Annotated in this window: 14 protein-coding genes; 6 read left to right on the forward strand and 8 right to left on the reverse strand. The window is 44.5% G+C overall.

Annotated features, from left to right (window positions below):
* Positions 1-6 precede the first annotated feature (6 nt).
* The gene (locus ACFPRA_RS11525; RefSeq protein ID WP_381434323.1) at positions 7-843 is read right to left on the reverse strand and encodes a YitT family protein; all 837 of its coding nucleotides are present in this window, start codon (positions 841-843) and stop codon (positions 7-9) included.
* A gap of 316 nt (positions 844-1,159) precedes the next feature.
* On the opposite strand from ACFPRA_RS11525, the gene ACFPRA_RS11530 reads away from it, so the two are divergent.
* On the forward strand, positions 1,160-1,381 hold the full coding sequence (locus ACFPRA_RS11530; RefSeq protein ID WP_381434326.1) for a DUF2187 family protein: 222 nt from the start codon (positions 1,160-1,162) through the stop codon (positions 1,379-1,381).
* Between the two features lie 54 nt (positions 1,382-1,435).
* Here the strand turns inward: ACFPRA_RS11530 and ACFPRA_RS11535 are convergent, their stop codons facing one another.
* On the reverse strand, positions 1,436-2,341 hold the full coding sequence (locus ACFPRA_RS11535) for a LysR family transcriptional regulator (protein ID WP_381434329.1): 906 nt from the start codon (positions 2,339-2,341) through the stop codon (positions 1,436-1,438).
* Positions 2,342-2,458: 117 nt separating this feature from the next.
* Between ACFPRA_RS11535 and ACFPRA_RS11540 the strand changes: the two genes are divergently transcribed.
* The 3 genes from ACFPRA_RS11540 to ACFPRA_RS11550 all read left to right on the forward strand — a co-directional run bounded on the left by ACFPRA_RS11540 (position 2,459) and on the right by ACFPRA_RS11550 (position 5,870).
* A complete protein-coding gene (locus tag ACFPRA_RS11540; RefSeq protein ID WP_381434332.1) occupies positions 2,459-3,529 on the forward strand; it encodes a YeiH family protein in 1,071 nt (356 codons plus the stop codon).
* Between the two features lie 117 nt (positions 3,530-3,646).
* Positions 3,647-4,873, forward strand: a complete 1,227-nt coding sequence (gene pepT, locus ACFPRA_RS11545) for a peptidase T (RefSeq protein WP_381434335.1) — start codon at positions 3,647-3,649, stop codon at positions 4,871-4,873.
* A 16-nt stretch (positions 4,874-4,889) separates the two neighbouring features.
* Entirely contained in the window at positions 4,890-5,870 is a 981-nt protein-coding gene (locus ACFPRA_RS11550; RefSeq protein ID WP_381434339.1) for a DMT family transporter, read from the forward strand.
* 322 nt (positions 5,871-6,192) lie between these two features.
* Here the strand turns inward: ACFPRA_RS11550 and ACFPRA_RS11555 are convergent, their stop codons facing one another.
* From ACFPRA_RS11555 to ACFPRA_RS11570, 4 genes are all read right to left on the reverse strand, one after another.
* A complete protein-coding gene (locus ACFPRA_RS11555; protein ID WP_381434342.1) occupies positions 6,193-7,287 on the reverse strand; it encodes an ABC transporter substrate-binding protein in 1,095 nt (364 codons plus the stop codon).
* A gap of 13 nt (positions 7,288-7,300) precedes the next feature.
* Positions 7,301-8,089 (reverse strand): ABC transporter ATP-binding protein, encoded by a 789-nt coding sequence (locus tag ACFPRA_RS11560; protein ID WP_381434344.1) that lies wholly within the window; start codon positions 8,087-8,089, stop codon positions 7,301-7,303.
* 4 nt (positions 8,090-8,093) lie between these two features.
* Positions 8,094-8,915 (reverse strand): ABC transporter permease, encoded by an 822-nt coding sequence (locus tag ACFPRA_RS11565; RefSeq protein ID WP_381434347.1) that lies wholly within the window; start codon positions 8,913-8,915, stop codon positions 8,094-8,096.
* Between the two features lie 212 nt (positions 8,916-9,127).
* Positions 9,128-10,399 (reverse strand): acetyl-CoA hydrolase/transferase family protein, encoded by a 1,272-nt coding sequence (locus tag ACFPRA_RS11570; protein ID WP_381434350.1) that lies wholly within the window; start codon positions 10,397-10,399, stop codon positions 9,128-9,130.
* A 100-nt stretch (positions 10,400-10,499) separates the two neighbouring features.
* Here ACFPRA_RS11570 and ACFPRA_RS11575 point away from each other — a divergent pair, with 100 nt between their 5' ends.
* Entirely contained in the window at positions 10,500-11,210 is a 711-nt protein-coding gene (locus ACFPRA_RS11575; RefSeq protein WP_381434352.1) for a hypothetical protein, read from the forward strand.
* 9 nt (positions 11,211-11,219) lie between these two features.
* Here the strand turns inward: ACFPRA_RS11575 and ACFPRA_RS11580 are convergent, their stop codons facing one another.
* Positions 11,220-11,498: a hypothetical protein gene (locus ACFPRA_RS11580; protein WP_381434355.1), complete on the reverse strand. Its 279-nt coding sequence runs from the start codon at positions 11,496-11,498 to the stop codon at positions 11,220-11,222.
* An 82-nt stretch (positions 11,499-11,580) separates the two neighbouring features.
* Here ACFPRA_RS11580 and ACFPRA_RS11585 point away from each other — a divergent pair, with 82 nt between their 5' ends.
* Positions 11,581-11,910 carry a CHY zinc finger protein gene (locus tag ACFPRA_RS11585; RefSeq protein WP_381434357.1) on the forward strand — a complete coding sequence of 110 codons (330 nt, stop codon included), beginning with the start codon at positions 11,581-11,583 and terminating at the stop codon, positions 11,908-11,910.
* Positions 11,911-11,955: 45 nt separating this feature from the next.
* Here ACFPRA_RS11585 and ACFPRA_RS11590 read toward each other — a convergent pair whose 3' ends face one another.
* A complete protein-coding gene (locus ACFPRA_RS11590) occupies positions 11,956-13,044 on the reverse strand; it encodes an AI-2E family transporter (RefSeq protein ID WP_239389609.1) in 1,089 nt (362 codons plus the stop codon).
* Positions 13,045-13,089 lie beyond the last annotated feature (45 nt).

The raw sequence follows: 13,089 nt of genomic DNA on the forward strand, positions 1-13,089 counted from the left end.
ACCTTATCAATTCGCAATCTTCATAAAGCCTTCACCAAAGACATCCCGGACATCATGAATGGCGATAAAGGCGCTCTGATCTGCGGCCTTCACGATTTTCTTTAACTTCACTACTTCACGGTTACTAATTACGATATAAAGGATGTCCTTTTCTTCTTTCGTATAATAACCATGACCAGAATAGACTGTCACGCCCCTGCCCATTACCTCATTGACTTGCTTGGCGATTTGATCTGCATTGTTTGAAATGATCGTTACAGCCTTTCTTGAGTTCAACCCTTCAATGATGAACTCCATGACTTTTGTACCGATATAGAGCATAATAATCGTCAGCATCAGTTTTTCGGCACCAATTATAAAATAAGAAGCGAAAACGACAATTAAATCGAAAAACAGCAAAGCATAACTGATATTCCAACCTAGATACTTATTTGCAATACTGGCAAGAATGGCAGAGCCAGCGGTTGTACCGCCTACACGAATGATAAGCCCGATTCCTACACCTATAAATACACCAGCAAAGATAGTATTTACTATGATTTCATCAGAAGAAATGCTCCACCCCGCTGTCAAATGTAAAAATAAAGAATTGAATAAAACGGCAATGATTGTATAAATCGTCGTACTTTTGCTCAAAAATTTATAGCCTACGATCAGTAAAAAACCATTGAGCACTAAATTCACCAGTCCTGGTGACCATTTATAGAGATAGTATGCGATGATGGTCAATCCGGTAACTCCGCCTTCTCCAAGTTCGTTCGGAATGACAAAAAGATTGACCGCCAATGCGAAAATAAAAGCACCAACTAGTATATAAAGAAAATCGACTGCTCTCTTTTTCATAATGCACCCTCTTTCTGCAATTTTATCGTCTGCATCAATTTTCTACCCATTTACCGACATTATTCACCATCACAAATACGATGTAGTCTTATATCATAGCACCCGACTAACAGATGTGAAAGAGCTAAAACCAATAAGGGTATATATGCTTCAAAGGCGTGGCCTCTGCAAAATCCGTCAAATTATGGTATACTATAAATAGACAACTTGTAATAGATCATTTTCGTTGAGTTGTTTTCCGTTTCCACTTCCCGCTTAGGACTTTGCCTAAGCCTTTTTTTGTATGCGGGGAGAAAAAACAATAGGGGGAATTCGAATGGCTTTTCCACGTAAGGATAAAGAGGTTTCAGATTTTGTCGCAGCGCGCACAATCGATGAACAGATTTCGTTCGTCCGCAATGATCACGAGGTAAATGGAACTATTTATAAAATACTGGAGAACTCCGTTATCGTAAAAATTTCATCGAGTGACGCCGAGCGCATTGGTGCCGCGTCAAATCTAACGGTCGTTTCACATAAGAATTATTCTGTTATTTGATGAATATAGAAAAGGCATCCGCAAAAAAAGCGTGATGCCTTTTTTTGTCCGATTTCACGGCCTTTTTATCACCGTCGACAAAGAAGGATCCTCTTTTAATAGATCGATAAATACTTCCAAAGCCTTTGTTTTGAAGGAAGTTCGTAACACAATCGAGAATTTCCGTTTAAAGGGGGTATCTTTTACCGCTATGGTTTTCAATAGCCCCATAGCAGATTCCTTCCGAATCGCTAAATGGGACAAGAACGTGAGACCAAGTCCGGATTCGACCGACTCCTTTACCAATTGCGTACTGCCGAATTCCATGACATCTTTAGGTTTAATCGACAAGCTATGAAAGATTTTTTCAGTTGCCGCCCTTGTTCCAGAACCCAATTCACGAATGATCCACGTCTCTTCTTCTAAATCGGATAGCTTCACCTCATCGATTTGCTGCGCCAAACGGTGTTGTGCTGATGCGACGACGTACATCGTGTCTTCTGCGAATGCCTCAATCGAAAGTTGGTTGTTTTGAAGTTCTCCCTCGATAATGCCTACATCCAATTGATGCCCTTCGACTAACTCAGCGATTTCCTTTGAATTACCAATAACGATACTCGGTTTGATTAGTGGAAATTGTTCATGCAATCGGGCGATGTAATGAGGCAGTACATATTCCCCAAACGTGTAGCTGGCTCCAATTGAAAGATGACCGGTTGCCCGGTTCGCCAAGTCATCCAATAAGCGTTGCATTTTCGTGTATAAACCTAATATTTCTTTCGCATGGGCATAAACGATTTCTCCCGCCTTATTTAAACGCACATATTTGTTGCTCCGATCAAGAAGCTGCTCTCCGTATGTTTGTTCCAATAATTTGATGTACTGACTTACCGCAGGTTGCGTCATATGTAATTCTTCCGCCGCCCGTGAAAAATTCCCTTTCTCCACAACAGTGACAAATACACGTAAATGTTGATCCATCCAGAAAAATCTCCAATCTATAAGTTATTACTTATTATTAGTATAATATATATTTATTTTACTTATCGTCAAACGGGGAATATGGTAATTATACAGTACATGATAAGAGGTGTTCACATGAAAATAGAAAGCTTCAAAAAGCGTCCATCCATTGGATCCGTCGATGCAACACCCTCAATAGAACCAACGAAACGGCAACCTCCACCCTTCCCTTGGTATGGCGGCATTGCATTCACTTTTTCAATCGCATTGCTTGGCTATTTTTTGGCTAAAGTCCCCGGGTTTGATCATGTCGGACAACTAGCCTGCGCCATTATACTCGCGGTTATCTATCGGCAATTTTTTCATTACCCGGAGCTGATTCGACCGGGTATCACTTTTTCGTCTAAAAGGTTGTTGCGCTTTGCCATTATTCTCTATGGTTTAAAATTGAATATCAGTATGGTCTTGCATGATGGCCTCGGCCTACTCATGCGCGATGCCGGGGTTATCCTCTTTGCGATTCTTTTGACCGTCGGGCTCGCCAAAGTCATGAAAGCCGATCTGACCATTTCACTGCTACTAGGTGTCGGCACCGGTGTTTGTGGAGCAGCCGCGATTGCCGCGATTGCCCCAATCGTCAAATCGAAAGATGAAGATACCGCGATTAGCGTCGGTATCATTGCGCTTGTTGGCACCATTTTTGCTATTGCGTATACCATTTTACGTCCCATTTTACCGTTAACACCCGTTGATTACGGCATATGGTCCGGCATTAGCCTCCATGAAATTGCCCATGTGGCACTCGCTACTGAGCCCGGAGGCGAAGATGCCCTCGCTGTAGGCTTACTTGCTAAACTGGGGCGTGTATTCCTCCTCGTCCCTCTTTGTTTCATTTTCTTATATTGGATGAAACGGAAAAGCCACGATAGCGAGACGAATGGAAATAAAATTGAATTTCCATGGTTCTTGATTGGCTTTATTCTAATGAGCCTTTTCGGAAGCTATGTCCTTGGCCATTCCATTCCCGTTTCAGAACAATTTCTGTCTGGTGTAGCTACTGTGACGACTTGGTGTTTGACTGCCGCCATGGTTGGTCTTGGTCTCAACATAAACCTACGCGAACTTCGAACAAAAGCGTTGAAGCCATTGACGGCGATGCTGATCACATCGATTGTCCTTAGTGTCCTGGCCTATTTCATTGTATAAAAGGAGAAACCGTCCACCCTGTTATGACTTCTCTTTTCAAGGTCCAATATTCCGTAAGTCTAAACAATCTGATAAGATGGAGAGACTGTAACTTCAATTTTAGGAGGAATGTGGGCAATGAAAGAAAAGCTGATGGAGCGTCTCATACGCTACGCAAAAATAGATACACAATCGGATGCAAATAGCTCATCCACCCCCTCGACACCAGGCCAGTGGGATCTGTTGCACGAATTGCAACGGGAACTGGACGATATTGGCATGGAAGAGATTACGTTAGACGAGAACGGTTATTTATTCGCCACGCTTCCTGCCAACACGGATCGGGATGTACCGGTGATCGGCTTTCTTGCACATGTCGATACGGCCACCGATTACACAGGGAAAAACGTCAATCCCCAACGGATCGAACAGTATGACGGCAACGATATTCAACTGAACGCGAATACCGTCATGAGTGTGAATGATTTCCCAGAGCTGAAAAATTATGTAGGTCATACCCTTCTTACAACAGATGGTACGACTCTTCTCGGCGCTGACAATAAAGCAGGTATCGCTGAAATTATGACCGCCATGGAGTACTTGATCACCAATCCGGATATCAAGCACGGAAAGCTTCGCATCGCCTTCACGCCAGACGAAGAAATCGGCCGAGGTCCGCATAAATTCGACGTTGAACAATTCGGCGCCAAATATGCCTATACGATGGATGGCGGCCCACTCGGCGAACTGCAATATGAAAGTTTCAATGCGGCCGGGGCGAAAGTGACGTTCCACGGCACGAATATCCATCCTGGTTCCGCAAAAGGGAAAATGGTAAATTCGATTCTGATCGCCAATCAATTCCAAGCAGCAATGCCTACGGATGAAATTCCTGAGAAAACGGAGGACTATGAAGGGTTCATCCACCTGATGCAGTTCGATGGATCAATCGAAAAGACGACACTCGGCTATATCATCCGTTATTTCGATCGGGAAACATTCGAGGCAAGAAAACAGTTGATGGTGGAAACAGTTGATAAACTTAAGAGAGAATACGGCGAACACGCTGTTATGTTAGAAATGGAAGATCAATACTTCAATATGCGAGAGAAAATCGAACCGGTGATAGAAATCGTCGAGATCATTTCTGATGCCTTCAAAATTCTCGATATTGAACCGAATATCGTGCCGATCCGCGGTGGCACAGATGGCTCCCAACTATCTTATATGGGAATGCCGACGCCGAACATTTTTACCGGTGGCGAAAACTATCACGGCAAATACGAATACATTTCAGTGGATAATATGGAGAAAGCGACGAACGTCATTATTGAAGCGGTAAAACTGTTCGAAGAGCGCGCATAAGTTAGGTGGGTAACATATGAAGGAAATTTGGATTGGAATCCTTGCCTCGCTGTTCTTTGCGGTGACTTTTATCTTGAATCGCACGATGGAACTTTCGGGAGGAAGCTGGCTTTGGAGCTCTTCCCTCCGCTATTTCTTTATGGTGCCCTTCTTGTTAGCCATTGTCGCTTATCGTAAAGGACTTGGGGAAACGAAGAAAGAAATGTTCAAAAAGCCTGTAATGTTTTTCATTTGGAGCGCGGTAGCTTTTGTGTTATTTTACGCGCCCCTTACTTATGCAGCTGCGTATAGCCCGGGTTGGCTTCTCGCCGGCACTTGGCAGTTGACGATTGTAGCAGGTGTTTTGTTGGCACCGTTTTTCACAATCATTGTAAAAACAAAGTCGGGTGAGCAGAAGTTCCGGCAAAAGATTCCTGCCGTTTCACTCTGTATTTCACTGATCATTCTTGCAGGCGTTGTGCTCATTCAAATCCCACACGCTCAAAGTGTTGACATTCAAACACTGTGGCTTGGCATTCTTCCCGTCATCATCGCCGCAGTAGCCTATCCACTCGGCAATCGGAAAATGATGGAGCTACTTGGCGGACGGCTCGATACATTTCAACGAGTGCTCGGCATGACGCTTATGACATTGCCGATTTGGATCGGCGTTGCCATCTATGCGCTTTTGACGGTCGGTCCCCCGTCCATCGACCAGCTGACACAGTCGTTTATCGTAGCGGTAAGTTCAGGTGTCATCGCGACAACGCTCTTTTTCATGGCGACCGATCTAGCACGGGACAATCAAGGAAAACTAGCTGCAGTCGAAGCGACACAATCGACAGAACTTATTTTTGCTATGTTTGGTGAAATGATCCTCGTCGGCATCGCCCTGCCAGGTCCGATTTCACTTGTCGGGATTGTTGTCATCATCATTGGGATGGGGTTACACAGTTTCCAAACTGCATTGGAGCAAAGAACCAAAGAGCAAGCGCCTGGTCAGGGGCGACAGGCATAAGACGAAAAAAGGAAGGCAGTCTAAAACCGCCGCGTCCTGTAAGGTGCCTTAATTTCCGCAAAAAACGCAGAAATACGGCAAATCGAACCCTTCGCTGTTCGATTGGCAACGACTGCATGACCTACATCCTGTAGGCCCAAGAGGCGCTATTTGCCTCACAGCCAGTCGGCTTTCAAAGATGCCAGCCTAAGTACAAGTACGCCACCTCCTGTGGCAACGGCTACCCGACTCACTTCCTGTGAGCCTCCGATCCCCTAGGCGCTGAAGTCTAGACGAAGAAAAAACAGCCCACCTCTTAAGCGATGGGCTGTTTTTCACTTATTCAGCGTTCATATTCCCCGATCGTTTCAACCGCTTTTTCTGTTATCGATGTATCGATCGCTTTATTTAAATCGACATCCCCACGGATGGCGCCATTTGCTTTGTACTGGTCATATTGCTTTTTAATATCGTCGATAAACATTTTGCCGTCCGGATCCAGTCCTGTAACATGCACTTTCTCCCATAATGCCGGATCTTTCAGTGCCGTGTGCTTCACCATGATGTCGATCACTTCATCCTTCCCGATTCCTTTGATAAAGGCATCGTTGTAATCCCGGACGCCTTTCAAATAAGCGGACATGAAGCGAAGCGAAATATCCTGCTCTTCAGACATGAATTGAGGGGAACCGAGCACCATTGCAATTTGCGACTCAGGCGCATAGTCAGTCGCATCCTTGAAACGGACATGGAAGCCTTTATCGACCCCTTGTGCAATAAGCGGCTCGATATTGAGCGCTGCATCGATCGTTCCGGCGTCAATCGCGCCGAGCATGCTGCCAAAGTCGGCCATCAGTACAAACTCCACATCATCTTCTGTCAAGCCGGCATGTTTAAGCATTTCTTGATAAATATAACCGTCTATCGAATTACGTGAGGAAACCGCAATTTTCTTCCCTGCAAAATCCGGATAATCCTTTATTTCATCGACCATATGATTGCCGATGACGAACGTGAAATACGATTTTCCGGGTACATTATGCCCTTTATCCGCAATGATTTTGACATCGATCCCTTGTGCAATTGCGTTGAAAAACGAGGCAGTGGAAACTCCGCCGGCAATGTCCACTTCCCCTGCCGCTAATGCCGGTAGCATATCATCGCTGTTCGCAAAGTCGGCAAATGAAACCTCAATATTATAGTCTTCAAAATACCCTTTTTCCTTTGCGATGTAAAAACCGGCGCCAGATGCCGCTCCATCCTCTGCAATGACCACTTTTGCCCGCTTTTCAAGTGGCGCTAAGTCACCGGATGGATAATCTCCTGGTGCTTCATCAACAGGAGCCGGTTTCGCAGTCTCTTTCGGCGAGCAAGCTCCTATAATTAACATCAATGCAAAAATCGTTAGCAACCACCCGCTCTTCATCCACTTGACCATCGCACTTCCCCTTTCACTCGTCTTCCAACCGTGATCGTTGCACTTCTTCCTGCAAATGCTGCCATATTTCAATAAATTTCCCTGCCATCACTGGATTTTCCCGGATATCTTCCATTTTTCGCGGTCTTGGCAGATCAATCGTAATTTCCCGAACAATTTTTCCAGGTTGCGAACTCATAAGTAAAATCCGATCACTCAACAAAAGTGCTTCATCGATACTATGTGTGATGAATAGCACTGTTTTCCCTGTTTCGGACCAGATGGATAGCAACTCTTCCTGCAGGATGAATTTATTCTGTTCATCGAGCGCGGCAAACGGCTCATCCATCAGCAATATTTCGGGGTCATTGGCAAATGCCCGTGCAATGCTGACCCGCTGCTTCATCCCTCCCGATAATTCTTTCGGATAAAGGGAAGCAAACTTTTCAAGCCCTGTTTTCTTTAAATAATAGTCGGTTCGTTCTTTTACGATGTTTTTCGGCATATGTCGCATTTTCAACCCAAATGCGACGTTTTCCTCTACCGTCAGCCATGGAATGATGCCTCTCTCTTGGAATACCATGGACTGATGGGGACGTTCTTCTCCGACGGTCTCAATAGTAAAATCACCGATACTCGGATGCTCCAAGCCCGCTAGCATCCGTAACAACGTCGTTTTTCCACAGCCACTCGGTCCGACAATGCAAACAAACTCTCCATCCGCAATGGTCAAATTAATGTCTTCGAGTGCTGTCACACTCCCCTGCTTTTTATAAAATGCCTTCGTCAAATTACGGATGGCAATTTTCGTCTGCCTGCTCATGTGCTCACCTCCACGGTAACAATTTTTTTTGGATTCCTCGTAGCAATAGCGAGAACAAATAGCCAAAAAACGAAATGAGAATGAGCCCGACGTACATCTCTTGCAGGAGGAAAGCTTTATACGAAGTCCAAATCAGATACCCGATCCCCGACGTGGCCCCCATCATTTCTGCCGCAACAATTGTCAAAAGCGCAATCGCCTGCCCCATCTGAATCCCTTCCAACATGACTGGCAGCGCTCCCGGCAAAGCGATTTTCCAAAAGAAATCCCATTTGCTTGCCCCGTAGTTTTTCGCGACATCCAAATAGATCGAATCGATATTAATAACACCCGCCACTGTATTAATGACGACTGGAAAAAAGACACTGCCCGCAATCGTCACCACTTTCGACAAATCTCCGATGCCAAGTAGAATGATAATAATCGGCATCAAAGCAAGCGTTGGTATGGGCATGAGTGCCATGACAATTGGCGACATAAAATGGCGGATGGGCGAGTACAAGCCCATCAGGAGACCGATGATGACTCCTGGTATGACGCCAAGAAGGAAGCCCGCAAAAATCCGATACAAAGAAACGCCGATATGGCTGGCCATTTCACCACTAGAAATCATCCCGAAAAACGTGCCTATAATGGCGGAGGGTGGCGGAAAGAAACGAATATCGATCGCTCCTGTCCTCGACAAGAACTCCCATAATAAGAGTAGAAATATCGGAGAAGCGATCGTCAATAACTGTTTAAGTCGTTCCTTTGTTTGCCGCTGTTTCCATTCACGCTGTTCGATTTCAAATGGATCATGTCGGATAGCCCTCTCATCTTTTTTCAACGTTCACCACCTCTTCATACAAATAATATGTTTCTGCCTAGTAAAGTGTGTTGGGCGGGCGCCGATCAACGACGAACTTCAGGCGTTTTTCTGGTTTGATTGCACTCACATAGAATTTGATTGCAACTCAGGACTTTTGACTCGCCATTTTTTCAATCAATCCAAAATAAAAATCCATAGAGCGTACTGACTCCATGGATTTCATCTCTTACTTATATAAGCAGCCCATTTTTCTTCGCATCAAACAACAATTCCTCCCGTAACGCCGGATGGGCGATGGCAATGAGTGCTTTTGCCCGTTCGGATAACGACTTGCCGTAAAGACGGGCGATTCCGTATTCCGTTACGATATGATCCACATCGTTTTTAGATGTCGTGACGATTGAACCCGGTGACAATTGCAACTGAATACGTGAGATCGTGTCGTTTTTCGCTGTCGAATGCAGACAGATAAAACCTCTTCCGTGCTTCGCAAAGCGGATTCCCCTTGCGAAGTCAGCTTGTCCGCCTGTCGAAGAATAATAACGCCCACCAATTGTTTCAGACGCACATTGCCCGTAAAGATCCACTTCAGTGGTGGCATTGATCGATACAAGTTGCTCTTCCTTAGCGATTTCACGCGGATCATTCACGACACTTACCGGCAGGAATTCAACCGATGGATTTTCATGAAGGAAATCATAAAGCCGTTGTGTCCCAAATGCAAATGTTGTGATGATTTTCCCTTTATTCGTAAACTTCCGGGTGCCATCGACTGCACCGCTAGCAACGAGATCGACCACCCCATCCGTCAGCATCTCCGTATGGATACCAAGATGGCGATGGTCTTTCAACATGCCCATGACGGCGTTCGGGACAGCACCAATCCCGATTTGCAACGTATCCCCATCATTAATTTCTGCTATAATCCGTTCAGCTATTTTAATATCCTTTTCCCCGATAATAGGCTGTTCTGTCTCAGTCAAAGGGGCGTTATTTTCAATATAACCAGCAATTTGACTAATATGGACCTGATTTTGTCCGTACGTTCTCGGCACCTGATCATTCACTTCCAAGACAAACGGGACATGTCCGATGAATTCGGCCACATAATCTGCTTGTGCCCCCAATGAAAAATAGCCATGCGCATCCATTGGAGAAGCTGTCGTCATAATCAATGACATGTTAGTTGTTTTCTGCAAGATGCGCGGGACTTCATGGAACACGTTCGGAACCAATTCGATTGTCCCTTTATGATACGCCCTGCGTGTCGCACCGCTTAAAAAATAAGAAACATGCGACAGATGTCCTTTTGTTTCGCCTAACATATAGCCCCGCTCCCGTAGAGCTAGCAGCTGATGAATTTTCACGTTCCGTAATCTTGTATGATTTTCTTCTAAAATATCCAACAATTTATGGGGTTCTCCGTTCGCAATCGGGAGAATAATATCCGCTTCCTCTTCAATCAAATCAATAATTGCATCTATATCTAATCGCTTAGTCATGCTTTTCCCCCCTAAAAAGTTCCCCTCCCCCCTAAGTCTATATCAAACAAAAACCTCCCTCAACCTAGTCGTTTTCAGAATAGAGTGATACAATCAAAGCATGAAAAACTTAACGGCGGATCAAATTAGACAGCTGAATATGTATAGCATTTATACCGAACAGCCTGAACGACCACTGTTCACCTTACAGACCCTTCTCGATCCCAAACAAACCGAACATGTATTGACCACTGTCCAGGCCATTAGCGGTAGCCCGAATCGTACCGTCGCTGCCTCCTATTTTATGCGCCGCCTCGGGATGTTCATCGCTATGCAGTTTACCAATTTAGCAATGTACGATGAAATTTGGGATGGCAGTCATAACCGGCTTGTTTTTGGCGCAAAAAAGGAATACGGAAAATTGGCGGTAAGCACATTTGCCGATGCAGAAGATTGGCGAACTGTAGATGATGAGGAGCGGCAGGATGTCATCAGCCGCATTTTAACTGAAGAATGCAAAGCTGTCATTCAACAAATGCGCACCGTCGCCTCCATCTCCCCTTTAACACTATGGGAAAACATCTTCGGCTTTCTACTCTGGCAATACCATGTACTGCTTGCCAATCCAGCAACGGAATACGAAGCCCGTGCGGATTTTGATATGTTAAGGGACGATGCATTGTGGAAAGGCATCGCCCCTCATTCTTTATTTGCCACTTATCTGAAAGGAAATGAACCTTCTATACTTCTGAATACCGAAGTCCGAACGACATGCTGCTTCTCAAAGGATGTGCCTGGACTTATGCAATGCGGATTTTGCCCACTTCGATAAGTTTCCTATTCAACCTTGACGATAAGCGACAAACGAATTTCTCAATGAATAAATCAAACCGATGGCAGCTCCACCATAGAAAAAGCCCATGAAAATACCTGCTGACAAATTCCCCGGATGGCTGATGAAAATGGAAATCAGCAAACCGAGGACCGTAGCAACGGTTGAAAGCCACGCCGTTGAAAGCTTAAAAAACGCCTTCATGATCACCATGACCACAAGAATGACAGGAATTGCCCAAATGGCATCCCAAATATTCGTATGGATAATCGGAAATTCGGTTAACATTGTATCAGTCCTTTTTACTGTAAGAATGCCCTGTATCCGACTCTCCATACGTCCACTAGCTGATTTTCAAGGAGGAAATCGTATGCTCATCAAAGGACAAGTCGTAGAAGCTTGCGAAATGGACGAAGAAACACGCTGTGCCCATTATCACAAGGAAATTGACCGCATTGCGATCAAATTTTATTGTTGCGATACATACTTTCCGTGCTACGAATGCCATGCTGAAAAAGGCTGTGGCCATCCCGACGTCTGGCCAAAAAAGAAATTTAATGAAAAAGCCATTCTATGTGGAGCATGCGGACATGAACTGACGGTCGAGGAGTACTTGGATTGTAAGTCGGAATGCCCGAAATGCACCGCCGCTTTCAACCCCGGGTGCAACCTACATCAACATCTTTACTTTCAAACATGAAAAGAAGCACATTCCATTTGGAGCGTGCTTCTTTTCTTTTGCAAGCTATACATTTTTCGTCGCAGCAAGTTTAATTTCCTTACGTCTATCATAGATATTTTTCACGATGACTTTCCCGACTGCGTAGGCTGGAATCGAAAGGAGAATGCCAAGGAAACCTGCAATATTTCCGGCTGCTAAAATAACCGTGATGACCGTGAGTGGGTGGATGTCGAGCGTTTTCCCCATCACATTTGGCGTGATCAAGTTGCTATCCGTTTGCTGTGCAACAAGAGTAACCAAACTGACCCAAATGACCATTTGCGGATCTTGCAGAAACCCGATAATGAGAGCGGGCGTAAACGCAATCCACGGACCGATGAACGGAATAACATTCATGAAAAAAGCAAAAATGACAAGCAATAACGCATAATCTAGACCAATGATCCAATAACCAAGTAACATGATAAGCGCTAGAAGAAAGCTGATCAGAAGCTGCCCTTGGATATATGTTCGCAACACTGTATTGATATCTTTCAATGTTTTCTTAACCCATTCTTGCTGTTTACCCGAAAAGAAATTGTAGATAAATGGCGCAAACTTCTCATGATCTTTCAGCAAAAATATGAAGAAAAATGGAACAAGAATAAGGGTGAATGCTGTTTGGAAAACAGATTGGAAAAATTGAACGACTAGTTTTCCGAATACAACGGCAATCGTTTGGATATAGTTGACAGCCTTGTCAATCCACTCATTTATTTGCGGTGGAAAGTCCTCGCGATGTTGCAATACATCGATAAGATTTTCCGTTTGAACGGTAACCTCTTTTGCTATGAATGGTGCATGTTTGACCAATTTATCCACTTGATTCACGACTGGTGGACCAATAATTGAAATGAAAATCCAGATAACCGCCGCCACACTAATGAGTATTGCTAAAATACTTCCCCAACGTGGCACTTTACGCTTTTCTAAAAAACGTTGCAAGGGCTCCGTTACATAAAAAAGGACAGCACCAAGTAACAACGGTACGAAAATTGTTTTTGCAATGATAAGGAGAGGTGCGAATATCCCTTTGATTTCCATAAAATATTTCAAAATCAGCAAAGCAAGTAAAATTCCAACGCCTGCTTGAAACCATAATTTTTTCGTCATCTATCTCACTTCCTTTTCGGCATAATATCTCGATAGTATAAGTAT

The organism is Sporosarcina soli (assembly GCF_042655805.1).
Taxonomy (GTDB): Bacteria; Bacillota; Bacilli; order Bacillales_A; family Planococcaceae; genus Sporosarcina; species Sporosarcina soli.